This is a genomic window from Bradyrhizobium sp. IAR9 (assembly GCF_013408065.1).
GTDB lineage: Bacteria > Pseudomonadota > Alphaproteobacteria > Rhizobiales > Xanthobacteraceae > Bradyrhizobium.
Genome location: NZ_JACBZW010000009.1, coordinates 274,849 through 299,781, shown reverse-complemented (window position 1 = coordinate 299,781; position 24,933 = coordinate 274,849). Strand labels below are relative to the sequence as shown.

The window sequence follows — 24,933 nt, the reverse complement described above, 5'->3', positions numbered from 1 at the left end:
TTTCTTGTTGTCCTTTTTCGCGCATTAGCGCGCGGCCTTCGACGCAAGGTCGGCAATCGACTTCATGACCGCATCCCTCACGCCGGCATCATAGAGCGAATGTCCGGCTTCTTCCACGAGGCGAATCTCGGAACCCGGCCAAACTTTCGCGAGCGCGTGTGATGTCTCAGGAGGGCACAACAGGTCGTAGCGGCCCTGCACGACAATGCCGGGAATCCCGGCGAGCCGGTCCGCGTTCCGCAGCAGCTGATCTTGGTTCATGAAGCTGTCGTTGATGAAATAATGCGCCTCCATGAACGGCGTCGCCGGCAGCGTGCGCCACACGTTCAGCGACGCCAGGTCCAGCCGCGGCTTTGCCGCCTTGTGCTCCGACAGCGCGCGCTCGGTATCGTGCCAGGCGCGGGCCGCAGGTCCGTGAACGGCCGGATCGGCATCGAGGATGCGGCGATAATAGGCCTCCACCGGGCGCGCGCGTTCCTCGGGCGGCAGCACGCTCAGAAAATCCTCGTAGAGCGCGGGATAGAATTGCGGCAGGCGCACCGTGAAGGCCGTCTCGACCTCCGCTCGCGTGCCGAGGAACGTCGCGCGGAGCGCGATGCCGGAGACGCGCTCGGGATGGGCCTGCGCGTAAGCCAGCGCCAGCGTCGCGCCCCAGGAGCCGCCGACCACCATCCAGCGTTCGAAGCCGAACTTGTCGCGGATTTTCTCCATGTCCGCGATCAGATGTGCCGTGGTGTTGTGCTCGCGTGATCCCTTCGGCCGGCTGCGGCCGCAGCCGCGCTGGTCGAACAGCACGGCGCAGAAGCGATCAGGATCGAACAGCCGGCGATGATCGGCCTGGCAGCCGCTGCCGGGCCCGCCGTGCAGGTAGACCGCGGGAATGCCGTCGCTGCGACCGACGCTCTCGACATAGAGCTCATGGCCGTCGCCGACGTCGAGCATGTCGGAGGTCAGCGGCGCAAAGGGATCGGCACGCCTCGCCGCTGTACCTGCGTCGGCGTCAGGCCCCATTCTCGGATTCCAGAGTGCCGCCGGCGAAGTTGCGATAGAGGAAGCGGCTGGTCTCGCCCTCGGCCTCACGCTCGGCCTGCTTGAAGATGGTCTCGTGCAGCGGCGACAACGCGCAGGCGGGGTCGGTGTTGGCGGCATCGCCGGTCAGCGCGAAGGCCTGGCAGCGGCAGCCGCCAAAATCGATCTCGCGGAATTCGCAAGACTTGCACGGCTCCTTCATCCAGCCGGTGCCGCGATAGCGGTTGAAGGCCTCGGAGTTCTGCCAGATCCAGGCGATCGAATGATTGGAGCGGACCGATTCGAAGTCGAGCCCGGTGATGCTCTCGGCGGCGTGGCAGGGCAGCACCTTGCCGGCGGGCGAGATGTTGAAGAACTGCCGGCCCCAGCCGCCCATGCACTTCTTCGGCCGCAGCGCGTAATAATCAGGGACGACGTAGTCAATCGCGAGCGTACCCTTCAGCCGCTCGCGCGCCTCCTCGACGATGCGCGTGCACTCATCTAACTGCGCCACGCTCGGCATCAGCGCGGCACGGTTCTTCAGCGCCCAGCCGTAATACTGGACATTGGCGACCTCGAGTCGGTCGGCGTCGAGATCGACGGACATCTGGATGATGTCAGGCAACTGGTGCAGGTTCTGGCGGTGCATCACCGCGTTCACGGTGAGCGGCAGATCGAGCTCGCGCGTCCACTTTGCGACCTCGAGCTTCTTGCGGTGCCCGTTCTTGTAGCCGGCGACGCGATCGGCGAGGCCTTCTTCAACGCCCTGGAAACTGATCTGCACGTGGCAGAGCCCGGCATCGGCGAGATCGCTGAGCTTCTCGCGCGTCAGCAGCACGGCCGAGGTGATCAGGTTGGTGTAGAGGCCGACTTCGCTGGCATGCTTGACGAGGTCGACGAGGTCCTTGCGCGCCGTCGGCTCGCCGCCGGAGAAATGCACCTGCAGCACGCCGATCTCGGCAAGCTCGCTCAAGACCTTCTTCCATTCCTCGGTGGTCAGCTCCTTGCCCGAGCGATCGAGCTCGACCGGGTTGGAGCAGTAGGGGCATTGCAGCGGGCAGCGATGGGTGATCTCGAGCAGCACCGCGAGCGGAATGCCAAAGGTCTCCGCCGTCGAGCGCTGCTTCTCCAGCACCGCGAGGCTGTCGCTGGCATCAGGTGGGACGACCGAATTGCCGAGCACATCGCTCATGACGTCTTCTCCCGGGCCTCCGTGAGAAAGCCCTTGTCGGCGAGATCCTGCAGCATGACGATGACGTCGGCGAGGATCGCCTCGCGTGGCGCGGCGTATTTTGCCGCCAACGCGTCCGCAATATCGCCGACATTGCGCTCGCCATTGCAGAGCTGCAAGACCTCGACGGCGATCTCGTCCGGCGCCAGCACGCGTTCCGGCGCCAGGATCACCCAGACCTTCCGCGTCTCGTCATATTTCAGCTTGGCATGCCGCGGCAGCACCGGGCGGCTCGCCTCGCTGACGCTGATGTGACGCGGCCCGGCCATTGCAGCTCCTCTTCAGCCCGCTTTGGGCACGAACGCGCCCGGCGGAATGTTGCCCTCGACATAGGCGTGCTGAAGTGCGTCGAGTTGCACCCATAGCACGTTGGTCTTGAAGATCAGCGCGTTGCACACTTGCGCGCGCTGCTCCGGCGTCGTGGCATGCGCCTTGACATAGTCGAGCGCAAAGCCGGCATCGCGTGGCGCCTGCGTCAGGCGGCGCTTGAAGTAGCTCATGATGTCGGGATTGACGAAATCATAGTGCTCCAGCATGCCGGAGATGCGTTCTTCATGCAGGTTCGGCGCGAACAGCTCGGTGAGCGAGGAGGCGATCGCCTCCAGCGGGCTTTTTTCGCGGCAGTAATGCACGTAGGCCTCCACCGCGAAGCGCGTCGCCGGCAAAATGCCTTCGGTCGATTCCACATAGGCCGTGTCGAGGCCGAGGCCTTCGGTCAGCTTCAGCCAGCGCTCGATGCCGCCTTCGCTGCCGACGTCGCCGTCATGATCCTCGATGCGGTGGCGCCATTCCAGGCGCGTGGCGCGGTCGCGGAAACGCGAGATCACCACCGCGTCCTTGATTGGGATCGTGCTCTGGTAATAGTAGCGGTTCAGCGCCCAGGCCTGCACCTGGCCCTTGTTCAGCTTGCCGCCGTGCAGCAGCTTGTGGAACGGATGCAGGCTGTGATAGCGCGTCGCCCCGATATGGCGCAGCGTCGCCTCGAGCTCCTCGGCCGAGTTGAGCCTCAGATCCTTGCCGATCGAGAGCGCAGTCATTCCAGTCATTGACGCCGCATTCACAGCACGATCTCCGTTCCATCCGCCGGTATCTGCCAGCCCGCCGCCTCGACGGCCTTGCGCTCGGATGAGGCAGGTAACAGCGCCGGGTTCGAGTTATTGATATGCAGAAATATCTTCCTGTCGATAGCGAGGTCGGCCAGCCGTGCGATGGCGCCGTCCTCGCCGGACATAGCGACATGTCCCATGCTCTTGCCGGTCTTCTGGCCGAGCCCGCATTTGATCATCTCGTCGTCCTGCCAGACCGTGCCGTCGAAGAACACGAGCGAAGCGCCGTCGATCTCGGCCTTGAGCGCGTCGGTCACCTCTGCGCAGGCGGCGATGAAGTAGAAGCACTTGCCGGTGGCCTTGTCGGTGATCTTCAGGCCGAGCGTGTCGCCGTCGCCGCTGTCCCCGCCGGGATGCGCCTTGCCTTCCAGATACCAGGCCGACTTGCCCGAGACCGCGAAGGACAGCACCTCCAGTCCGGAGCGGGTGCCGTCGGGCAGGCGCGGCTCGAATGGCTCGCGGATTGCCATCGGCTGGCGCTGCACGTGCTTCTCGTTCAGCACGTTGAAGATGCTGTTGCTGGCAAGGATCGCCAGCACCTTCTCGTGCGCATAGACCGTGAACGGCGACCCCTCGCGCATCGAGAGCAGGCCGGCCACCGCATCCACTTCGCTGTTGGTCAGGATCACGCCCGCAATCGGCGTATGGCGCAGCGCCCCGACCTTGGGGTGCAGCTGCGGCGTGGCATTCAATTGCTGGCGGAGGTCCGGTGAGGCGTTGATCAGGAACCAGTGCTCGCCATCGCCGCTGAAGGCGACCGAGGCCTGGGTTCTCAAGAGCTCATGGCCGTTCTCACGGGCCGCCCGGCAGCCCTCGCAGCCGCAATTCCATTGCGGCACTCCGCCGCCGGCTGCGGCGCCCAGGACGACGACGCGAAGCATGATCCGTCTCCTGGAAGCAACGTCGCGAGGTGGATCTCAGGCCGACACGATTTCCCTCATTCGGAAACCGGTCGTGACCGAAAGACCCACCTGCGCTGAACGCAGATCACCAACCGCTTACTTGCGGGTGGCGCTCACATACATGTTGATTTCCATGCCGCAGGGCACTTCGACGATCTTCGGGGCTTTCCAAGCCATTTTGGCACTCCATTTTCGCGAATTCGGACGTATCGCCCACCCGTTAAATTAATGCGCGCCGGGAAGTTCGCCAGTGAAATTTTCCCGAGAATCTCATGTTGCGCCGCGAAAAAAAAGTCGGGAACGCTCACTTCTGGGGCGCTGCCTTGCGTTCGGCGCATTCGGTCGCGAACCCTGTCCTGATAAAGCAGTTGTGAGTGCAGTGCAGCTTTCAATCCGGTACAGGCGACCCAACTGGATCTCGATGATGCCCAGATACTACTTCAATACCCGTATCGGCGACGAACTGATCGTGGATCCCGAAGGCGAGGATCTGCGCAACCCCGACCGCGCCTGGGAGGTCGCCCGCCAGATGATCCTTGAAGTGGTGAAATCCGAGGGCACCCAGCGCGCCCTGCTGGACGCCGTGATCGAGGTCACCGACGCCGAAGGCGAGATCGTGCTGGAGTTTCCCTTCACCGAGGCGCTGCTGGACATCCCGGACGCGTCCGCGACGCGGCATTAGCGGGCGCTCTCTCCGGTCATTGCGAGCGCAGGAAGCAATCCAGAGACTCTCCGCGGAGGAAGTCTGGATTGCTTCGTCGCAAGGGCTCCTCGCAAAGACGACGGAGAATGAGGTACCACCCGGCGCCCCAGCGCCTTCGCCCCTGCGAAATCCGCATGGCTTTGCCGCGTTCCCGGCGCTAAAAGACGCCGGTTACACGGAGCAAGCCATGCAAGATCTCTGGCGCCTGTCGGCTGCCGACCTCGCCTCCCTCGTCAAGTCCAAAAAGGTGTCCGCCCGGGAGGCGGCCAAGGCCGGGCTCGCCCGCCTGGACGCCGTCAATCCCCAGCTCAACGCGGTGATCGACCACCGGCCAGACGACGTGCTCAAGCAGGCCGACGCCGTCGACGCCGCCATCGCGCGCGGCGAGGACCCCGGCGTGCTCGCCGGCGTGCCCGTCACCATCAAGGCCAATGTCGATCAGGAGGGCTTTGCCACCACCAACGGCCTCAAGCTCCAGCGCGATTTGATCGCGCGCGAGGACAATCCGGTGGTCGCCAATTTCCGGAAATCGGGCGCCATTCTCCTTGGCCGCACCAATTGCCCGGCCTTCTCGTATCGCTGGTTCACCACCAACCTCGTTCATGGCGACACCAAGAACCCGCGCGATGCCTCGCTGACCCCGGGCGGCTCGTCCGGTGGCGCCGGTTCGGCGGTCGCGGCCGGCATCGGCCACATCGCCCACGGCACCGACATTGCCGGCTCGATCCGCTATCCCGCCTATGCCTGCGGTGTGCACGGCCTGCGCCCGACGCTCGGCCGCATCCCCGCCTTCAACCCGGCGCTGCCGGAGCGTCCGATCGGGCCGCAGATCATGGCGGTCTCGGGTCCCCTGGCGCGCACCGTCAACGACCTCAGGATTTCACTGGCTGCGATGTCGGCCCGCGACATCCGTGATCCCTGGTTCGTGCCGGTGCCGCTGGAAGGCCCCGCACGGGACAAGCGCGCCGCGCTCTGCCTCAATCCTGGCGGCCTTGCGACGACGCCGGAGGTGAAGGCGGCGGTGAGCGATGCCGGCAAGCGGCTGGAGCGCGCGGGCTGGACCGTCGACATCATCGAGGACACGCCGCCGATGCGCGAGGCGGTCGAGTGGCAGATCAAGCTCTGGCTCGGCGACGGCTACGAGGCCCAGCTCGAGATGGCCGAGCGCGAGGGCGATCCCGGCGCGCTGGCGTGCCTGCGCGGCAACCGCGCCAGGGTCACGCCGATGGACCAGGCCAATTACGCCAAGGCGCTGACGCGGCGAGCCACTCTGACCCGCGACTGGATGCTATTCTTCGAAAAGTACGCGGTGCTGCTGACGCCGGTGTCCGGCGAGCTGCCGTTCCCCGATCATCTTGATCGCAAGGACGACGAGTCGTTCAAGCGGGTCTGGGAAGCGCAGCTGCCGCAGATCGCCATTCCCTTCATGGGTCTGCCGGGCCTTGTGGTCTCCACCGGTCTCGTCGGCAAGGCGCCCGTCGGCGTGCACATCGTCTCCGGCCGCTATCGCGAGGATTTGTGCCTGCTCGCAGGCGAGGCGATCGAGGCGGGCGGCGTGCCGCCGTCGCCGATCGATCCCGTGGGTTAGCGATGTCCGTGATCTACGATTTCAAGGCCAACTCGCTTGCCGGCCAGGAGGTCGCCCTGAAACGTTTCGAGGGGCAGGTGCTGCTGATCGTCAACACCGCGAGCAAATGCGGCTTCACGCCGCAATATCGCGGCCTGGAAGATCTGCATCGCGATCTCTCGCCGCGCGGCTTCTCGGTGCTCGGCTTTCCCTGCAACCAGTTCGGCGCGCAGGAGCCGGGGCAGGCGGACGAGATCCAGGCGTTCTGCTCGACCCATTACGACGTCACCTTCCCGCTGTTCGAGAAGATCGACGTCAACGGCGCCAATGCGCATCCCCTGTATGAGTACCTGAAACGCCAGCAATCCGGGCTTCTCGGCACCGCCATCAAATGGAATTTCACCAAATTCCTGGTGGACCGTGCCGGCAAGGTGGTCGCGCGCTACGCGCCGACCGCGCGGCCCGAAGGATTGCGGAATCAAATCGAAACACTGTTGTGAGCGAGACAATCATGAGCGACGAATTTCCGGACCGCCTGTCGGTCGATCCGAACAGCCCCTATTACAACGCGGACATCCTGGCGCGCGACGTCGGCATCCGCTTCAAGGGCGTCGAGAAGACCAATGTCGAGGAATACTGCATCAGCGAAGGCTGGGTCCGCGTCACCGCCGGCAACGCCAAGGATCGCCACGGCAACCCGCTGACCATCAAGGTGCACGGCCCGGTGGAGCCGTATTTTCGGGATAAGAAATAGACCACCGTCATTCCGGGGCGATGCGAATCCGCCGCGCGTCCAAATGCAAGACCGTCCCCCTGAGGTGGCCGCTCCTTCAGCGGCCCTCGAAGGGCGACAGCCCGGCTGCACCTCGGCCGTTCATCCTTCGAGGCTCCCGATGGGGCGCTGAGCGCCCCATCACTCGCACCTCAGGATGACGGAGAGACAGTCCGGCGAATTCCTCTCAACACCCAAGGCCACCCCATGTCCGTCCGCATCGTCGACGTCCGCGAAATTACAAAACCGATCTCCTCGCCGATCCGCAACGCCTATATCGACTTCACCAAGATGACGACGAGCCTCGTCGCCGTCGTCACCGACGTGGTGCGCGACGGCAAGCGCGTGATCGGCTACGGCTTCAACTCCAACGGCCGTTACGGGCAGGGCGGCCTGATCCGCGAACGTTTTGCCTCGCGCATCACCGAGGCCGATCCGAAGTCGCTGCTGAATGCGGCTGGCGACAATCTCGACCCCGACAAGGTCTGGGCTGCGATGATGACCAACGAGAAGCCCGGCGGCCACGGCGAGCGTTCGGTCGCGGTCGGCACCATCGACATGGCGGTGTGGGACGCGGTAGCGAAAATCGCGGGCAAGCCGCTGTTTCGTTTGCTGGCCGAACGGCACGGCGTCAAAGCCAATCCGCGCGTGTTCGTCTACGCCGCTGGCGGCTATTACTATCCCGGCAAGGATCTTTCGATGCTGCGTGGTGAGATGCGCGGCTATCTCGACCGCGGCTACAACGTCGTGAAGATGAAGATCGGTGGCGCGCCCATTGACGAGGATCGCGCTCGCATCGAGGCGGTACTGAAGGAGATCGGCAAGGACGCACAGCTCGCCGTCGACGCCAACGGCCGCTTCAACCTCGAGACCGGCATCGCCTACGCCAAGATGCTGCGCGACTATCCCTTGTTCTGGTACGAGGAAGTCGGCGATCCCCTCGACTACGCGCTGCAGGCCGCGCTCGCCGAATTCTATCCGGGCCCGATGGCCACAGGCGAGAATCTCTTCAGCCACCAGGACGCCCGCAACCTAATCCGCTACGGCGGCATGCGCCCCGACCGCGACTGGCTGCAATTCGACTGCGCGCTGTCCTATGGCCTCTGCGAATACCAGCGCACGCTGGAAGTCCTGAAGACCCACGGCTGGTCCCCCAGTCGCTGCATCCCGCACGGCGGCCACCAGATGTCGCTCAACATCGCAGCCGGCTTAGGCCTCGGCGGCAATGAGAGCTATCCCGACCTGTTCCAGCCCTACGGCGGCTTCCCGGATGGCGTGCGCGTCGAGAACGGCCACATCACCATGCCAGACCTTCCGGGCATCGGCTTCGAGGGCAAGTCGGATCTCTACAAGGAAATGAAGGCGCTGGCGGAGTAGGGGTTGCTAAGCGCGAGTGGCGCGCGACAATCGCGCCACTTACTCGGTGTCGTCCCTGCGAAAGCAGGGACCCATAACCCCAGGGAGAGGTTAGGGAGCGAGCTGACACCGAGTCTTCGCCAAACCCAATCCTGTGGTTTTGGGTCCCGGATCTGCGCTCCGCTTCGCTGCGCTTGTCCGGGACGACGACTGACTGTGTGGCTTACGACAACCGCATATCCAGCAGCCGTCGCCCTTCGCCCTTCAGCAGCTTCTTCACCGCACTGGACGCCACCACCTCGCCGTCGTTCGCATACGCTTCGTGGTTCTTCTCGATGTCGTCGAGGCGATAGAGGTAGTTGACCATCACGCCGGCGGATTCCCGCACGCCCTTCGGCGAGAGATCGCCCAGCCAGTTGATGCGCTCCAGCCTGGCGCCGTTGCCGAGATGGAAGCGGGCGACGGAATCGATCAGCTTGCCCTTCGGCGTGCGCGCCTTGAGGAAGTAGTGTGCCGCGAGCGGCTCGATCACGGCGCGGAGCTGTGCCGTCGTCTCGGGGCTCTCGAACCATTTGGGATCGTCGAGGCGCTTCAGCACCTCGCGGTCCTCGTCGGACAGCGGCAAGTCCTTGTCCTGCTTCAGCCATGGCATGAAGCCCGGCACCGGTGACAGCGTCACGAAAGTGTCGAGCTTGGGCGTTTCACGGCGCAGCTCCTCGACCACCTGCTTGATCAGGAAGCTGCCGAAGGAGATGCCGCCGAGACCGCGCTGGGTGTTGGAGATCGAATAGAACACGGCGGTGCGCGCGCGCTCGATCGGCAGATGCTGGCGGTCGACTGCAAGCAGCGGAGCAATCGCGCCCGGGATGGTCTCGGTCAGCGCCACCTCGACGAAGATCAAGGGCTCGTCGACCATCGCGGGATGGAAGAAGGCGTAGCAGCGGCGGTCGACCGGATCGATGCGGCGGCGCAGATCGTCCCAGTCCGAGATCTCGTGCACGGCCTCGTAGCGGATGATCTTTTCGAGGATGTTGGCCGGGGACGACCAGTCAATCCTGCGCAGCACGAGAAACCCCCTGTTGAACCACGAAGAGAGAAGATGCGAGACGTCGCGATCGAGCGCGGCGAGGTCGGTGTGGCCGTTCATCATGCCGAGCAGATCGGCGCGCATGTTGACGAGATCGCCGGTGCCGCCGGGCGCACGGTTGAGGCGGCGGATCAGCTCCTGCCGCCGCGGCTCCGAGGCGAAATGCAGCGAGCTCGCGTCCTCGTCGCTCGGCGCGGCGCGCCATTTCTCGATCGCCTTGGCCAGGCGCTCCCGGTCCGGACCGAAATCGCGCACCAGTCCGTCGAAGAAGGCGCGGCGTCCCGCCGCATCCAGCTCACGGTAGATGTCGAGCACCTCACGCGCGATGGCGATGCCCGATGCCTCGCCCCGGCCCGACAGCAGCGCATCGCAGAGATCGATCAGCCCGTCGGCATCCCGTCTGGTGTCGGCGGACTCGCCGCGACGAAGCAGCGTGCGGCCGCGCTCGGAGATCGTGGCGAGCAGGTCGGAGAAGAAGGCGTTGGCCATCGGGGCTTTCGTATCAGGTTTGTGCGTTGCCGAAGCTTACACGGGATTTGGGCGGAAACCGATCACAATCAAGCGGAGGAATGCGGCAACTTTAGTTGGGCCGTGCGTTTGGGGAATGACGGCATAGCGTGGGCGTTGAGGGAGCGGGTGTGCTCACCCCAAACGAGCTGCCGTAGGATGGGCAAAGGCGCCCTTGCGCCGTGCCCACGATCCTTTGACTGCAGCGAAGAAACCGTGGGCACGCTTCCGCCTTCGCTCTTCGAGCTACGGCGGCGCTTTGCCCACCCTACGAGTTCTGTGCTCGCAATGCCGAGGCTGCCTCAAGCTTTGCCGGCAAACTCCGTCGGCGTCCGCCCCGTCACCTGACGGAACGCCGCGGAAAAGGCGGGCACGCTGGCATAGCCGAGCTGGGTTGCGAGCTGCTTCACCGACACATTCGCATCCGTCGACAGGCGCTGGATCGCCGCAGCAATCCGCGCGCGCTGGCACCAGCTCTTGAAGCTCAGCTGCGTTTCCGTCGAGAACAGCCGCGACAGCGTCCGCGCGGAAGTTCCGACCTCGCGCGCGAGCGTGTCGATGTCGTGCAGGCCGGTCGGATCGTCGAGCACGATCAGGGCGGCGCGGCGGCAGCGCGACTCGCGCGGCAGCGGCACGAAGGTCGCGGAATCCTCAGCCTGGTGCAATTCCAGCATGACGAGGCGAACCAGCAGCTCGGTGCGCTCCTCCGTGTTGCGCACGTCGAACAGCGCCAGGATCGCCTGATTGAGCAGCGGCGACACCCGCACCACGAATTCCCGGGTCAGGCCGTCATAGCGCTGCTCGCGCTTGAGCCAGGACAGGTCGAAATACAGCGTGCGCATCTCGATGTCGGCGAGCAGATCGATGGCATGCTGGAGCCCGGCCGGGACCCAGACCGCGCGGTCCGGCGGCACCAGCCAGCGTCCCCCCGGCGTCGTCACCTGCATGGTGCCCTTGGCCGCATAGATCAGCTGCGCCTCGCGGTGCAAATGCGGATCGATCCGCAAACCCTTGGGGTAGTCGCGCGCGACCAGGTGCACGCCCGCGGGCGAGCGGTGGTTGCTCCGGACCTCCCGCAGGATTGGCGTTTCCAAGATTGGCGTTTCCAAGACAGTCATTGGCAGCATCCCGTCATGGGGAGGACATATAACTCATTTCGGAGCAGGAGAGGATTCGTATGAACAGCCCCAGCCGGGTCATCAGTTTCGTCAACGCAGGCCATTTCATCGACCATTATTCGATGCTGATCTTCGCCGCCGCCGTCATCATCATGGGACCGGCGCTCGGCATGGCCTATTCGGAACTTCTGCCCTACGCGACACCCGGCTTTGTGGCTTTCGGCGCCGGCTCGCTGCTCACCGGCTGGCTCGGCGACCGCTGGAGCCGCCGCCACATGATGCTGATCTTCTTCGTCGGCATCGGCCTCTCCATGATCGCGGTCGGCTTCGTGCAGACCCCGGCGCAGCTCGGCGCGGCGCTGCTGGCGATCGGCATCTTTGCCTCGATCTACCATCCCGTCGGCACCGCCATGATCGTGTCCTATGCCGACCGGCTCGGCCGCGAGATGGGCATCAACGGCGTCTGGGGCAATCTCGGCGTGGCCTCATCGGCGCTGGTGACAGGCGTGATCGGCCAATATCTCGGCTGGCGTTTCGCCTTCATCGTTCCCGGCGTGGTCACGATCCTGATCGGCGTCGCCTTTGCGATGATGGTCGTGCACGAGGACCGCAAGGGCACCAAGCAGGCCGCGGCGCAGGCGCGGGTGGCCAAGCAGGACATGTGGCGCGTGGTGCTGTCGCTGCTGATCGTGGTGATCGCGATCTCCACGACTTTCAACGCGGTCACCGTGGCGCTGCCAAAGCTGTTCGCGGAGCGTCTCGCGGATTTGACGAAGAGCCCGGCGCTGCTCGGAATCATCGCGGCCTGCGTCTACGTGTTCGGCGCGATGACGCAGTACACGATCGGCCGGCTGCTCGACCGTTACTCGCTGAAGACGGTGGCATTGCCGCTGTCCTTCATGCTGGCGCCGTTCCTCTATCTCGCCGCCAGCCTGAACAATCTGCCGCTGATCCTGGTCTCGATCGGCATCGTCATGGGCGCATTCGGGCAGGTCACGGTCAACGATGCCATGGTCGGCAAGTACACCAGCGAGGAATGGCGCTCGCGCGCCTACGCCGTGCGCTATTTCATCGGCTTCACCGCGGCCGGCGCCTCGGTCGGCCTGGTCGCCTGGCTCTACGAGCAGGGCGGCTTCGTCACCATGCTGCACGCCTTCGCCGCGCTCTGCCTGCTGGCAATCGCAGCCGCCATCATCCTGCCGCGCGAGATCCGGACGCCACAGCCGGTGTGAGGCGCCTCGTGTCCCGGACAAGCCGCAACGCGTGAGCGTTGCAGCGCAGAGCCGGGACCCAGAGTTGCGAGTCCCCTTCGCCAAGGCTTCGGCGGACAAGTCGCTTCGCTCGCAATGACGGTGAATATCCCGCCCCGTCAACCGGGAACCCGCTCCACGTCCCGCGGGTTCTATCCTCGTGGCCCCAACCTCGGGGCAGGCAAAGGGGGAAAGACACCTGCATGCCATGGCGCCTGCTCCGTCCGGTCGGCCTCGTCCCCGCGGCGCTTGTCCTCACCACCATTGCGGCCGGTGCCGAGGGCGGCAAATCGGCCGGCCCGTCCGAATTCCTGCTGGTGGCGCAGATCGTGCTGTTGATCGCTGTGGGGCGCGGTCTTGGCGAGATCATGCAGCGGATCGGCCAGCCCTCGGTGATCGGCGAGTTGCTCGCGGGCATCATCCTCGGACCGTCGCTGTTCGGCTGGATCTGGCCCGAAGCGCAGCACGCGATCTTTCCCAAGACGCCCGAGCAGAAAGCGATGCTCGACGGCATTGCCCAGTTCGGCATCCTGCTCCTGCTGCTGCTCACCGGCATGGAGACCGACCTCAAGCTGGTCCGGAAAGTCGGCAGGGCCGCGATCGCGATCTCGATCGCCGGCATCCTCGTGCCCTTTGCCTGCGGCTTCGCGCTCGGAGAGTTTCTGCCCGATGCGCTGCTGCCTGATCCGCAAGCCCGCCTCGTGGCCTCACTGTTCATGGGCACGGCGCTGTCGATCTCCTCGGTCAAGATCGTCGCGGTGGTGGTGCGCGAGATGAATTTCATGCGCCGCAATGTCGGGCAGATCATCGTGGCGACCGCCGTCATCGACGACACCATCGGCTGGATCATCATCGCCGTCATCTTCAGCCTGGCCTCGCACGGTACGCTGGATATCGCCTCGGTGGCGAAAGCCGTGCTGGGCACGCTCGCCTTCCTGGCCGTCAGCTTCACCATCGGCCGCCGCCTGGTGTTCCAGCTGATCCGCTGGGCCAACGACAATCTCGTCAGCGCGGCGGCGGTGATCACGGTGATCCTGCTGTTGATGAGCGTGATGGCGCTGATCACGCATCTGATCGGCGTGCACACCGTGCTCGGGGCCTTCGTCGCCGGCATCCTGGTCGGGGAATCTCCGATCCTGACGCGGCAGATCGACGAGCGCCTGCGCGGGCTGATCTCCGCCTTCTTCATGCCGGTGTTCTTCGGCCTTGCCGGCCTCAGCGCTGATCTGTCGGTGCTGCGCGATCCCAATCTCTTGATGCTCACCGGCCTGCTGGTCGTGATCGCCAGCGTCGGCAAGTTCGGCGGCGCCTTCGTCGGCGGCACATTGGGGGGCCTGAACCATCGGGAATCGCTGGCGCTGGCGAGCGGCATGAATGCCCGCGGCTCGACCGAGGTGATCATCGCGACCATTGGCCTGTCCATCGGCGTGCTGAGCCAGAACCTGTTCACGATGATCGTGACCATGGCGATCGTGACCACGATGGCGATGCCACCGATGCTGCGCGCGGCGCTGGCAAGGCTGCCGATGAACAAGGACGAGAAGGAGCGGCTGGAGCGGGAGGAATTCGAGAAGCGCGGCTTCCTCGCCAATCTCGAGCGCCCTCTGCTGGCGGTGGACGAAAGCGCCAACGCCATCTTTGCCGCGCACATCGCCGGCCTGATCGCCGGCATGCGCGGCCTGCCGATCACCGTCCTGCATATCGGCAAAAGCGCGAAGGAGCGGGAGAAGGGCCGCGACCAGGAGGAGAGCCACGAAGCGGTGGTGAAGAAAGCCGCCGAAGTCGTGTCCGCCCATGGCGACGGCGAGGCCGGCAACGTCGATGTCGTCACCCGCGCGCGGCAGGCGGAGCTCGGCGAGACCATCGCCGATGAAGCGCGCAAGGGTTTTGATCTTCTGGTGGTTGGCATCGACAAGGTCATCGCGACCAAGGACCGTTTCGACCGGAGGATCGACGACATCGCCGCGAAGTTCGAAGGGCCGCTCGCGATCGTCGCGGCCAAGGGCAAGCACCTGAAGCAGCCGGCGCCCGAGGCGCTCAACATCCTCGTTCCGGTCTCCGGCAGTGGCATCTCCAAGCGCGGCGCCGAGGTCGCGGTCGCGTTGGCGCAAGGAGGATCAGGCTCGCTGCGAGTGATCTATGTCGCGACCACGCGCGACAAGGGCGCGCAGCGTGGCGCCTCCCGTGGCCTCGGCCAGGAGGCGGGCATTCTCAAGGACGCCAGCGATCTCGCCGCCCGCTATGACGTTGACATCACCACCACGCTGCGGGTGAACCGGGCGCCCGAAGCCGCGATCCTGCGCGAGATCGACACCACCGACGTCGATCTCGTCGTCATGGGCGTCGACCGCATCCAGGCCGACCACCTCTCCTTCGGCGGCGTCGCCGACGCCGTGCTCCGGCAGTCGAAAGTCTCGGTGCTGCTGGTGTCGAGCGGCGAGGCAAGGCAGGCTCCGGCGGAGAAGACTTGAGGTCGACTGCTGGTGCGCTCCCTCTCCCGCAAGCGGGAGAGGTTACACCGAACTCGCGGCGCCGCTGATCCAAACCAACCCTTACGACTTCACCTCCGCCACAGTCTCCACCTTCACCGCCTTCTTGCTCGCCCGCCAGTTCTCGAAACGCTGCACCACCACGAAGAAGGCCGGCACGAACAGCACGGCGAGGCAGGTCGAGGCCAGCATGCCGGAGAAGACGGTGATGCCGATCGACTTGCGCGCGCTGGCGCCGGCGCCGGTGGCGAGCACCAGCGGCACCACACCGAGGATGAAGGCGAACGAGGTCATCAGGATCGGGCGGAAGCGGGCGCGCGCTGCCTCGATCGCGGCCTCCATCACCGGCTTGCCGTCGCGGCCGTGCAGCTCGAGCCCGACCTCCACGATCAGGATCGCGTTCTTGGCCGACAGTGCGATCAGCAGGATCAGGCCGATCTGGCAATACAGGTTGTTGTCGATCTTGAGCCCGGAGAGGATCAGCATCGGCCCCAGCAGCGACAGCGGCACCGCGAGGATCACCGAGATCGGCGCGTACCAGCTCTCATACTGCCCGGCGAGCACGAGATAGACCAGCAGCATGGCAAGGCCGAACACCCAGTAGATCTGGTTGCTGACCGCCTTCTCCTGATAGGACATCGCCGTCCACTCATAGCCGGTGCCCGGCGGCAGCGTCTTGTCGGCGATCTCCTCCATCAGCTTCAGCGACTGGCCGGAGGAGTATCCCTGCGCCGGCAGGCCGATCACGGTCGAGGACGGATAGAGATTGTAGAGGCTGATCAGTGACGGTCCGGTGGCCGGCGTGATCTTGGCGACGGTGCCGATCGGGATCATGTCGCCGTTCGAGTTGCGCACCTGCATGTTGGCGATGTCGCGCTCGGTGACGCGGAAGGCGGGATCGGCCTGGGTGTAGACCTGGAACACACGGCCGAACTTGTTGAACTGGTTGACATAGGACGAGCCGAGATAGGTCGACAGCGCCGAGAACACCTGGTCCGTCGTGACGTGCAGCGTCTGGGTTTTGACCCGGTCGATCTCGACGTTGAACTGCGGCACCGAGGAGCGGAACGAGGACTGCACGCGCTGCAGCGCGCTCTGGCTCTGGCCGTTGCTGACCATCGCGCCGGTGATCGCCTGCAGCTTGGCGAAATCGCTGTTGCCGTCGCGCAGCTCAACCTGCATCGAGAAGCCGGCGGCGTTGCCGATGCCCTGGATCGGCGGCGGCGGCAGCACCAGCGTACGCGCCTCCATGATGGTGGCGAGCTTGTCATTGAGCCCATAGACCAGCGAGCGCAGATCCTCGCCGGGTCCTTTGCGCGCATCCCAATCCTTCAGGATGATGTAGGCGACGCCGGCATTGGCAAGGCTGGCGCTGTTGTCGAGCGCGGAGATGCCGGCGATGGTGATGACCTGCGCCACGCCAGGCGTCTCCTTGATCAGCCCGCTCGCTCTGTCGAGCACGGCTTGCGTCCGCTCCAGCGCGGCGCCGTCGGGCAGCTGCACGGCGGCGATCAGATAGCCCTGGTCCTCGATCGGCAGGAAGCCGGTCGGCACCCGCGACAGGCCGTAGCCGCTGGCGCCGATCACCAGCAGCGCGAACGCGACCGAGATGGTGGCGTGCTTGACGAGGAAGGTGATCAGTCGTGTGTAGCCGCGCTCGACGCGGTCATAGACCGCGTTGAAACCTCTGTAGAAGAAATTGCGCTGCTCGGGCGGCACCGTCGGCCGCAGCCACAGCGCGCATTGCGTCGGCTTCAGCGTCGCCGCGTTGATGGCGGAGAGCAGCGCGGTCGCCGCGATCACCAGCGCGAATTGCGAATAGATGCGCCCTGTGAGCCCGGCGAGGAACGAGGCCGGCAAAAACACCGAGATCAGCACCAGCGTGATGCCGACGATCGGCGCGAACAGCTGGTCCATCGCCTTGATCGCGGCGTCGTGGCTGTTCATGCCCTGCTCGATGTTGTGGGCGGCGCCTTCCACCACGACGATGGCGTCATCGACCACGATGCCGATCGCGAGCACGATCGCGAACAGCGTCGACATGTTGATGGTGAAGCCGAGCGCCGCCATCGCGGCGAAGGCGCCGATGATGGTGACAGGCACGGTCGTCGCCGGCACCAGCATCGCGCGCCAGTCCTGCAGGAACACCAGGATCACGACCAGCACCAAGAGGCCGGCCTCGATCAGCGTCATGTAGACCTCGTGCACCGAGGCCTCGACGAATTTGGTGGTGTCGAACGGCGTGTCGTATTTGATGCCTTCCGGGAACCGCTTGGCGAGGTCCGCCATCTTCTTCTCGACGGCCTGCTCGACCTGGAGCGCGTTGGCGCCGGGCGACTGGAATACGCCGATGCCGACGGCCGGCTGCTTGTTGAGCGAAAAGATCTGGCTGTAGGTCTGCGCCCCCAGCTCGACCCAGCCGACGTCGCGGACCCGCGTGACGTCGCCGCTGCTGCCCGACTTGACGATGATGTCCTCGAACTGGCTGGTGTCGTCGAGCCGTCCGTTGACGTTGAGCGTGTACTGGAACGCCTGTCCCGGCGGTGTCGGCGGCGCGCCGACCTGGCCGGCGGAGACCTGCTGGCTCTGCTGCTGGATTGCGTTGATGACGTCCTGCGGCACGAGGCCACGGACCTGCAGCTTGTTCGGATCGAGCCAGACCCGCATCGAATACTGGCCGGCGCCGAACACGGTGACGTTGCCGACGCCGGGCAGGCGGGAGAGCTCGTCGCGGATGTTGATGGTGGCGTAATTGCTCAGGTAAAGGCTGTCGTATCTCGAATCCGGCGAGGTCAGCGTCACGAACAGCAGGATCGAGGTCGACCGCTTCTGCACGGTGACGCCCTGGTTCTGCACGGCCTGCGGCAACTGCGACAATGCGCTGGAGACGCGGTTCTGCACCAGCACCTGCGCGAAGTTGAGGTCGGTGCCGATCTTGAAGGTCACGGTCAGCGTATAGGTACCGTCGGAGCCGCTGTAGGACTGCATGTAGAGCATGTCCTCGACGCCGTTGACCTGCTGCTCGATCGGCAGCGCCACGGTGTCGATCACGGTCTTGGCGCTGGCGCCGGGATAGCGCGTGGTGACCTGCACGGTCGGCGGCACCACGTCGGGGTATTGCGCGATAGCGAGATTGAACAGCGCGACGCCACCGATCAGGATCATCAACAGCGCGATGACGTTCGACAGGACCGGCCGCTCGATGAAGAATTTTGAGATCATGGCTGGCGCTCCTACTTGGCAGACGCCTGCGGCTGCTCGATCTTCGTTGTTTGCGGATCGATCTTCTGGCCAGGGATCACCCGCAGCAGTCCCGCGATGACGACGCGGTCGTCCGGCTTCAAGCCGCTTTCGATGACGCGCAGGCCGTTGTCGACGGGGCCGATCTGCACCTTGCGCTGCTCGACGACGTTGTCGCCGTTGACCACCAGCAGATAGCGGCCGCCCTGGTCGCTGCCGAGCGCGGTGTCGGGGACGAGCAGGGCGCTCTTCTCCTGGTCGAACGGCACGCGCACCCGGACGAAATAACCGGGCAGCAGCACCCGCTTGTCGTTGGGCACGACGCCGCGCACCGCGAGCGTGCCGGTTGATGTATTGAGGGTCGGCGAGACGTAGTCGAGCTTGCCCTCATGCGGATAGCCGGTCTCGGTCTGCAGTCCCACCTGAATCGGGAATTGCTTCATGTCGGCGGGGGTCAGTCCGCGGCGGGCCGCTTCGGCGCGGATGCGTAGCACGTCCTGCTCGTTGACCGTGAAGTTCACCCAGATCGGGTCCATGGCGACGATGGTCGCGAGCTGGGTTGGCGAGGAGACGCCGACGAGCTCGCCGACCGAGACCAGGTGGGCGCTGACGATGCCGTCGAACGGCGCTGTCACCCTGGTGTAGCCGTAATTGACCTCGGCCAGCCTCGTATTGACCTGGGCCTGCTGGAGGTTGGCCTGAGCGTTGTCGCGGGTCGATGTCGAGGTGTCCAGGGTGGATTGCGAGACCGCCTGGCGCTGCACGAGCTCGACCTGCCGCTTGAAATCGGCTTCGGCCTGCTTGACCGTGGCCTGCGCGCCGACCTCGGCCGCCTTCGCCTGCTCGACCTTGAGCTTGTAGGTCTCGGGCTCGATCGTGAAGAGCTGGGTGCCCTGCTTGACGAAGGCGCCGTCCTGATAGTCGATTGATTGCAGGAAGCCCTGCACCCGCGCCACGAGATCGACGCTCTTGATCGGCGCGGTGTTGCCGGTGGCTTCGATGTAGCGCGTCACCGGACGCTGCACGGGCGTTGCCACGTCCACCTTGGGCGGCGGCGGTGCCACGAACGTGTTCTTGTCCTCGCAACCGGCCAGCGCGACCACGGCCGCAGCGGCGGCCAGTGTCCGCCCGGCCTGTCTCCACGCTTCATTGCGCCGTGCAGGAGATGCGGGATTCGATGAGGTCATTCGCTAGCCCCCGAGTATCGTCTGTCGGTGCGGCAGGCTATCAACAAATGTCCGGCCGTGGAACACCATAGCCATGGCAGTCGCCGGCCTTGCGCTGCACAGGGCGGTGTGGCCTTTGACAGATTTGTCATGACAGACCGCTTTTCACCGAGCGCACGATCGACCAGAATTGTGTCAAAGACCGTGCGAGCCAGCCGGGAAGAAGCCAAGAAGAAGAGGTGAGGAGAACATGACATGCCCACGTCCCTCCACTCGGGCCTTGCCGGCCTCGTTCTCGCAGCGATGGTCGCCATGCCGGCGCTAGCAGACGGTCTGAAGGACGAGATCGCACCGACCGGCAAGCTGCGGGTCGCGATCGCAATCAGCCCCGCAGGCGGCGCATTCTGGTCGACCAAGACCGAATCCGGCTATGCCGGCGTTCCCGTCGATCTCGGCAAGGCGATGGCCGCCCAGCTCGGCGTCCCCGTCGAATATGTCGTCCACCAGAACTCCGGACAGATCACCGACGCGGCTGGCAAAGGCACTTGGGATGTCACCTGGCTTCCTAAAGATCCCGAGCGCGAGACCAAGATGCTGTTCGGCCCGATCTACGAGGTCGCCGACGCCACCTACATTGTCAAGCCCGGCTCGAACGTCAGCAATTTTGCGACGCTCGACCAGCCCGGATTCAAGGTCGCGGCCGTCAACGCCACCACCACCATGCGCGGTGCGATCGCGCATCTGAAGCATGCGACCGTCACGGGCTATCAGACCTATGACGAGATCTTCGGCCTGCTCAGGAGCGGCGAGATCGACGCCTTCGCGCTGTCGCGCGACCAGCTCAACAAGATGGCCCAGAAGATTCCGGGGACCAAGGTGCTGGACGAGACGTTCAAGAAGACAGTGACCGCCGTCGCCGTGCCCCTCGGCCATGAGCAGGCGTTGGCCTTCGTCACCAAATTCATGACCGAGGCCACAACGAACGGCACGCTGCGGAAGGCCTATGATAATAATGGTTTGAAGGATTCGCCGATCCGGACGGAGTAATGCGCGCGGCTCCATGACAAGAGAGATACAGATTCGCGCCTTCTCACCGCCCGATGCAGTTCCTGTGCGGGAGCTGTTCATCCGGGTAAATCGTCTGTTGGCGCCAGCGCGCTTGGAGGAGGCGTTTGAAAGATACATTAGTCGCTCGCTCGCAGAGGAGATAGATCGGCTCTCCGATTATTATTCGAGCCGGAACGGCGGTTTTTGGGTCGCTGTCGATGGCGACGAAATCGTTGGTATGTTTGGACTAGAGGCCCTTGGCGAGCATGCGATGGAGTTACGGCGCATGTACGTCGCTCCCGCGGCGCGGCGCCGCGGCATTGCGCGAAAGATGCTGGCGTTTGCCGAGCAGGAGTGCCGCCATCGCGATCGTCTGCAGTTGCAGCTGAGTACGTCCGAGCTTCAGGAGGATGCGCTGGCGCTGTATCGTAACGCGGGATATGAGAACGTGCGCGAAGAGATCGCCGATGCCTCCAGCAACAAGACGCTGGGCGGCGGCATTCGCCGCTACCATTTCACCAAGCGACTTTGAGGCGGATTTCTTCGCCTTCCCGAAGACGCTGACAGACAGCTATAGGCCGGAGACTTGGGTCACTCTTTCCGCATGCCAGGCCGCTAGCACGTCCCGCTCTTCATCGGCGGTAAGCCCGACGACCGGGCCGCCGCTGATGTGGACCCAATGCAGCGTATCGCGCGCGGTGTCTCCCGGCGGTCGCGAGATCAATCCGGCCGCGCGCGCGGGCGAGGTGTCGCGAGTCAGGAAGCCGGCGAAGTCGGGCAGCGGCAGCCACAGCGGTAATGACCGCGGACCCGCCCAGCGCCGCACGTCGTGTGCCTCGAGAAACGCCCGATCGACCCAGGTGAATGTGCAGGATGCGTTCAGCGCCGATGCGCATTCGGCCAGGAATTCGCCGCGCGAGCGCACTGGTCCAATCCCGTCATAGATGCCGGTGAGGCGAACTTCCGCCGCATGCACGATCCATTGCGCGAGGTCCCGGACATCGATGAACTGGACGGCGTCGTCCGGCGATCCCGGCGCAAGCACCTCGCCGCCGCGCGCGAGCCGCGCCGGCCAATAAGCGAAGCGCCCGGTCGGGTCCTCCGGCCCTGCGATCAGGCCGGCACGGCAGATGAAGGCATCGCCGCCGACCGCCTGTTCGCAGGCGACCTTGGCCGCGCCGTAAATGGCATCGGTGCTGTGCTCCAGATCCTCGGCCGCAGGCTCGCGCAATGGCGCCGTGTCGGCGCGCTGTCCCGGTATCCGGTTGTCCGCATACACGCTGATCGTGGAGACGAAGGTCCAGTGCACGCCCGGCCGCTTCAGCGCCGCGACCGCGCGGCGGACCTGGCCGGGATGACGCGAGACGTCGACGACAGCGTCGAACGTCTCGCCGACGAGCGGCGCAAGACCGTCAGCTACGTCGCGATCGATCCGCACAAAGCGTGCGCCCGGGGCGATCGGCCCCGCGAGCCCGCGGGCTGCGCAAGTCACGTCGTGGCCTGTGGCGCAGGCGTGAGTGGCGATCGCGCGCCCGAGAAACTGGCTGCCGCCGAGAATGAGCATGCGCATGACATTGTCCGTGCCGTCGATGAGATCGCGAGGCTACAATTTCCGGTAGCATTTGCAACCGATCGTTAGCGCGGCTTGATCTCCGCGTATTTCGCCATCGCCTTCTCGAACTTGCGGTTGAACAGCCACATCGCGGCGAGGATCTCGCGGAAGCTGGCCGAGCTGCGCGCCCGGTCGGCCTGTCCGAAAGCAAAGATGCTGTTGTTGCGCAGATGCTTCATGATGGTCGGGCTCGACACCCTGTAGTTCAGGAGGTCGCCCGACTTCAGCGCCGATCTCGTCGGGGTGGGCACGATCTGGATCAATTCGAACAGCTTCATCTGGTCGATCGGGTCGGGTAGCGTCTTCACGATTCCAGGGATCTCACGGAATACATCCGCATGTGCGTTCATCAGCCCGTCGCGCACATTGGTCCAGTGATTGAAGCGGTGATCGGTGCCGCGCGCCCGCGCCTCCTCCTTGTCGTCGCGCGCACTCAATCCCGGATCGATCGCGGCGATCTCGCTCTTGATGGCCTCCCATTTCCTGCGGCCGTTGCGATCCTCGGAGGGGCCGGTCTGGAAGCTGCCCATATAGGTGTTCGAGCGTCCGTTGCGGACGTTCTGCTTGCCGTTGGTCTCGGCAAAGAACAGCCCGAGACTGATGCGCCCCGCAGCAGCTGCGTGTTCAGGCGCAAGCCCCTTGGCGCGCGCGATCACTGTCGCGAGATCGACGACGTCCTTGAACGGCGTCGGCGAGTTCTGGGCATTCGCCGGCGGCGCCTCCAGGACGTCGAACAGTTTTGAATATTCGTCGATCAGCGGCTCGATGTCGGCGTCGAAATAGGCCGGAGGAATCTCGAACTTGTTGGGCCTGCCGATCCGTGACGGCATGGCGTCGGTGAGATCCTTGTAAGAACTGATCACGGCGACGCGGGCGAGATAGAGCGCCTGTCCAGGGAGATTCGGCAGCGGCTCCTTGGCATCGATCTGGCGCCGACGCTCGGCGAGGATCGACTTGAAATCGCCGAGCGCCCGCTCATAGGTGGCGAGCGCCTCGGATTGCTTCGGCGTGAGCGCGCGCTGTTGTCCGACGGCCGGCGCCGCGACGAAGAAGGCAACAGCCGCAAAGACCGTGGCGGCAAGACGTCTGGATCCCATGGCCGTTTCCCATCGATTCGATGCCAGGGAGATCGTAAGCATTGGAGGCGAGGGCTGGCGAGATGCAAATCCCGCTCGGCCGCAATTCTTCTGCTCAGGCCGCGCGATAGTCCGGCGCCGTCGCCAGGAATTTCGCATAGGCATCCGCATCCGGCGGCTGGAAGCGCCCTTTGAGCCCGCCGGTCTTCTGGTTCTTGGTGCCGATGTCGGCCATCAGCTCGTCGAAATGGCGGTAGTGATAGGGCGCGACGCAGAGACCGCCATAGACGCCCGCGGCCGGCCGCTCGACACGCTTGAAGTGCAGCATCATCTCGATGTTGTCGTGCATCTGCCGCGCCGTCGGCTGGTTCGCGAGCTGGCCGTCGGCATAGCGTACCAGCCAGTTGGCGGCGAGGTCGGCGCAGAGCACGGTGCAGAACGACGAGTTGAAGCCGACGAACCCGAGCTCGGGCAGGTCAGGGTTGGCGATCAGGCGGTAGAGCCGGTACTGCCCGTCCGCGTCGACCAGCTTCTGCTTGTAAGCCTCCGGCAGGAACGGCACGCCGAGCTTGTAGCCGATCGCGAGCACGGCGACGTCGGCACCGACGCGCTCGCCGCCGCTCATCACGATGCTGCCGCCTTCGTAATGATCGAAGGTGCCGAACACCGCCTTGATGCGGCCGTCGGCGACCATCGGATAGAAGCCCGGCGTTGCGATCGGCACCGAGCAGTTGACGCCGTCCTCGATCCGCTCCTTCGGCACCATCTTGCAGCGGCCGAGCTTGAGCTGCGCCTTGAGCAGGCTCTCCAGCCCGCGCCAGTTCGCCCAGACCAGCGGCGCGGCGATGCGGTGCGCGAGCCGCGTCATCGCGCCGATGCCCCAGCCCGGAAACATCTCCTCCTGCGCGCGGATGTAGAGGATGCGCTTGAAGTTCACGAGCCCGCCGATGAAATAGGGAATGCGCCAGACCGGCTCGCGCATCACGATGGTGACCTCGCGCGCGCCCGATTTCACCGCGTTGACGGCGATGTCGGTCGCGGACTTCGAGCCGCCGAGTACGACCACGCGGCGTCCCTTCGCCAGCGTGGGATCGCCGTATTTCGACGAATGCAGGATCTGCCCGCCCTGGGCCAGAAAGGCGTCCTCGCCGGGGCAATGCAGCTCGCGCGGCTCGTTGAACTGCCCGGTGCAGACCGCGACGAAATCGAAATCCTCGTTCGTGGTCGCGCCGTCCTTGTTTTTCAATGCGAGGGTCCAGCCCGGCTTGCCGTCGGCGCGGCGCGCCATGCCGGCGACCTCGGTGCCAAGGCGCAGCATGCGGTCGAGACCGAAGCTCCTGGCATAGTCGGCGAGATACGCGTGAACCTGGGGCCCGGTCGGCCATTCCGGATAGGCCTCCGGCATGGCGCGGTCGGTGTAGCGGTAGAGCTCCTTCGGGCTCTGGGTCTGCACGTCAGGGTAGGAGCGCGCCGGCTCCCAGACGCCGCCGAGATCGGCGCTGCGCTCGACGATGGTGACGCGGTGGCCGCGGCTGGAGAATGCCTTGGCGGCAGCAAGGCCGGAGACGCCGGCACCGATCACGCAGACATACTTGGGGCTGACCATGGGATTGGCTCGCAATCAATGTGTTTTCCGCGGGCAAGCGGCCACGTTCGGCCGCAAGGCGCGGCCGGCGGAGCTGCAAGCAGATGAAAG

At 65.1% G+C, this 24,933-nt stretch carries 22 protein-coding genes; 9 read left to right on the top strand and 13 right to left on the bottom strand.

All coding sequences use genetic code 11. The annotated features are described in order from the left end of the window. Positions 1 to 24 precede the first annotated feature (24 nt). The 6 genes from pip to pqqA all read right to left on the bottom strand — a co-directional run bounded on the left by pip (position 25) and on the right by pqqA (position 4,424). Positions 25 to 1,011, bottom strand: coding sequence for a prolyl aminopeptidase (gene pip / locus GGD67_RS24290; RefSeq protein WP_179736348.1), 987 nt, complete (start codon positions 1,009 to 1,011; stop codon positions 25 to 27). Beyond that, positions 1,001 to 2,200 carry a pyrroloquinoline quinone biosynthesis protein PqqE gene (gene pqqE / locus GGD67_RS24285; RefSeq protein WP_179736345.1) on the bottom strand — a complete coding sequence of 400 codons (1,200 nt, stop codon included), beginning with the start codon at positions 2,198 to 2,200 and terminating at the stop codon, positions 1,001 to 1,003. Before pqqE ends, pip begins: the two co-directional genes overlap by 11 nt. After that, positions 2,197 to 2,508 (bottom strand): pyrroloquinoline quinone biosynthesis peptide chaperone PqqD, encoded by a 312-nt coding sequence (gene pqqD, locus GGD67_RS24280; protein WP_179736343.1) that lies wholly within the window; start codon positions 2,506 to 2,508, stop codon positions 2,197 to 2,199. Before pqqD ends, pqqE begins: the two co-directional genes overlap by 4 nt. Before the next feature lie 12 nt (positions 2,509 to 2,520). Continuing rightward, positions 2,521 to 3,300 (bottom strand): pyrroloquinoline-quinone synthase PqqC, encoded by a 780-nt coding sequence (pqqC, locus tag GGD67_RS24275; protein WP_179736341.1) that lies wholly within the window; start codon positions 3,298 to 3,300, stop codon positions 2,521 to 2,523. Continuing rightward, entirely contained in the window at positions 3,297 to 4,226 is a 930-nt protein-coding gene (pqqB, locus tag GGD67_RS24270; protein WP_179736339.1) for a pyrroloquinoline quinone biosynthesis protein PqqB, read from the bottom strand. Before pqqB ends, pqqC begins: the two co-directional genes overlap by 4 nt. A gap of 117 nt (positions 4,227 to 4,343) precedes the next feature. Further along, on the bottom strand, positions 4,344 to 4,424 hold the full coding sequence (gene pqqA / locus GGD67_RS24265) for a pyrroloquinoline quinone precursor peptide PqqA (RefSeq protein ID WP_007595659.1): 81 nt from the start codon (positions 4,422 to 4,424) through the stop codon (positions 4,344 to 4,346). 247 nt (positions 4,425 to 4,671) lie between these two features. Between pqqA and GGD67_RS24260 the strand changes: the two genes are divergently transcribed. The 5 genes from GGD67_RS24260 to tarD all read left to right on the top strand — a co-directional run bounded on the left by GGD67_RS24260 (position 4,672) and on the right by tarD (position 8,666). Then, a complete protein-coding gene (locus GGD67_RS24260) occupies positions 4,672 to 4,929 on the top strand; it encodes a DUF6894 family protein (protein WP_026202038.1) in 258 nt (85 codons plus the stop codon). Positions 4,930 to 5,137: 208 nt separating this feature from the next. Beyond that, positions 5,138 to 6,538 carry an amidase family protein gene (locus GGD67_RS24255; protein WP_179736338.1) on the top strand — a complete coding sequence of 467 codons (1,401 nt, stop codon included), beginning with the start codon at positions 5,138 to 5,140 and terminating at the stop codon, positions 6,536 to 6,538. Between the two features lie 2 nt (positions 6,539 to 6,540). After that, on the top strand, positions 6,541 to 7,017 hold the full coding sequence (locus GGD67_RS24250; protein WP_179736336.1) for a glutathione peroxidase: 477 nt from the start codon (positions 6,541 to 6,543) through the stop codon (positions 7,015 to 7,017). Between the two features lie 11 nt (positions 7,018 to 7,028). After that, complete coding sequence (locus GGD67_RS24245; RefSeq protein ID WP_038950952.1) at positions 7,029 to 7,271, top strand: DUF3297 family protein; 243 nt, start codon at positions 7,029 to 7,031, stop codon at positions 7,269 to 7,271. A 225-nt stretch (positions 7,272 to 7,496) separates the two neighbouring features. Then, positions 7,497 to 8,666: a D(-)-tartrate dehydratase gene (gene tarD, locus GGD67_RS24240; protein ID WP_179736334.1), complete on the top strand. Its 1,170-nt coding sequence runs from the start codon at positions 7,497 to 7,499 to the stop codon at positions 8,664 to 8,666. A 202-nt stretch (positions 8,667 to 8,868) separates the two neighbouring features. On the opposite strand, the gene GGD67_RS24235 is transcribed toward tarD, so the two are convergent. Together GGD67_RS24235 and GGD67_RS24230 are read right to left on the bottom strand one after the other, a co-directional pair. After that, complete coding sequence (locus GGD67_RS24235) at positions 8,869 to 10,221, bottom strand: malonyl-CoA decarboxylase (protein WP_179736332.1); 1,353 nt, start codon at positions 10,219 to 10,221, stop codon at positions 8,869 to 8,871. Positions 10,222 to 10,541: 320 nt separating this feature from the next. Continuing rightward, a complete protein-coding gene (locus tag GGD67_RS24230) occupies positions 10,542 to 11,366 on the bottom strand; it encodes a helix-turn-helix transcriptional regulator (RefSeq protein ID WP_179736330.1) in 825 nt (274 codons plus the stop codon). 50 nt (positions 11,367 to 11,416) lie between these two features. Between GGD67_RS24230 and GGD67_RS24225 the strand changes: the two genes are divergently transcribed. Together GGD67_RS24225 and GGD67_RS24220 are read left to right on the top strand one after the other, a co-directional pair. Continuing rightward, positions 11,417 to 12,589, top strand: coding sequence for an MFS transporter (locus tag GGD67_RS24225; RefSeq protein ID WP_179736328.1), 1,173 nt, complete (start codon positions 11,417 to 11,419; stop codon positions 12,587 to 12,589). Positions 12,590 to 12,810: 221 nt separating this feature from the next. Further along, on the top strand, positions 12,811 to 15,078 hold the full coding sequence (locus GGD67_RS24220) for a cation:proton antiporter (protein ID WP_179736327.1): 2,268 nt from the start codon (positions 12,811 to 12,813) through the stop codon (positions 15,076 to 15,078). 81 nt (positions 15,079 to 15,159) lie between these two features. Here the strand turns inward: GGD67_RS24220 and GGD67_RS24215 are convergent, their stop codons facing one another. After that, complete coding sequence (locus GGD67_RS24215; RefSeq protein ID WP_179736326.1) at positions 15,160 to 18,318, bottom strand: efflux RND transporter permease subunit; 3,159 nt, start codon at positions 18,316 to 18,318, stop codon at positions 15,160 to 15,162. A gap of 11 nt (positions 18,319 to 18,329) precedes the next feature. Then, positions 18,330 to 19,523: an efflux RND transporter periplasmic adaptor subunit gene (locus GGD67_RS24210; protein ID WP_179736325.1), complete on the bottom strand. Its 1,194-nt coding sequence runs from the start codon at positions 19,521 to 19,523 to the stop codon at positions 18,330 to 18,332. Between the two features lie 234 nt (positions 19,524 to 19,757). On the opposite strand from GGD67_RS24210, the gene GGD67_RS24205 reads away from it, so the two are divergent. Together GGD67_RS24205 and GGD67_RS24200 are read left to right on the top strand one after the other, a co-directional pair. Further along, a complete protein-coding gene (locus GGD67_RS24205; protein ID WP_179736324.1) occupies positions 19,758 to 20,549 on the top strand; it encodes an ABC transporter substrate-binding protein in 792 nt (263 codons plus the stop codon). 13 nt (positions 20,550 to 20,562) lie between these two features. Then, a complete protein-coding gene (locus tag GGD67_RS24200) occupies positions 20,563 to 21,081 on the top strand; it encodes a GNAT family N-acetyltransferase (protein ID WP_018318562.1) in 519 nt (172 codons plus the stop codon). A 39-nt stretch (positions 21,082 to 21,120) separates the two neighbouring features. Here the strand turns inward: GGD67_RS24200 and GGD67_RS24195 are convergent, their stop codons facing one another. The 3 genes from GGD67_RS24195 to GGD67_RS24185 all read right to left on the bottom strand — a co-directional run bounded on the left by GGD67_RS24195 (position 21,121) and on the right by GGD67_RS24185 (position 24,843). Then, positions 21,121 to 22,119, bottom strand: coding sequence for an NAD-dependent epimerase/dehydratase family protein (locus GGD67_RS24195; RefSeq protein WP_179736323.1), 999 nt, complete (start codon positions 22,117 to 22,119; stop codon positions 21,121 to 21,123). Positions 22,120 to 22,184: 65 nt separating this feature from the next. Next, a complete protein-coding gene (locus tag GGD67_RS24190) occupies positions 22,185 to 23,258 on the bottom strand; it encodes a hypothetical protein (protein WP_179736322.1) in 1,074 nt (357 codons plus the stop codon). A gap of 94 nt (positions 23,259 to 23,352) precedes the next feature. After that, a complete protein-coding gene (locus GGD67_RS24185; protein WP_179736321.1) occupies positions 23,353 to 24,843 on the bottom strand; it encodes an NAD(P)/FAD-dependent oxidoreductase in 1,491 nt (496 codons plus the stop codon). Between the last annotated feature and the right edge of the window lie 90 nt (positions 24,844 to 24,933).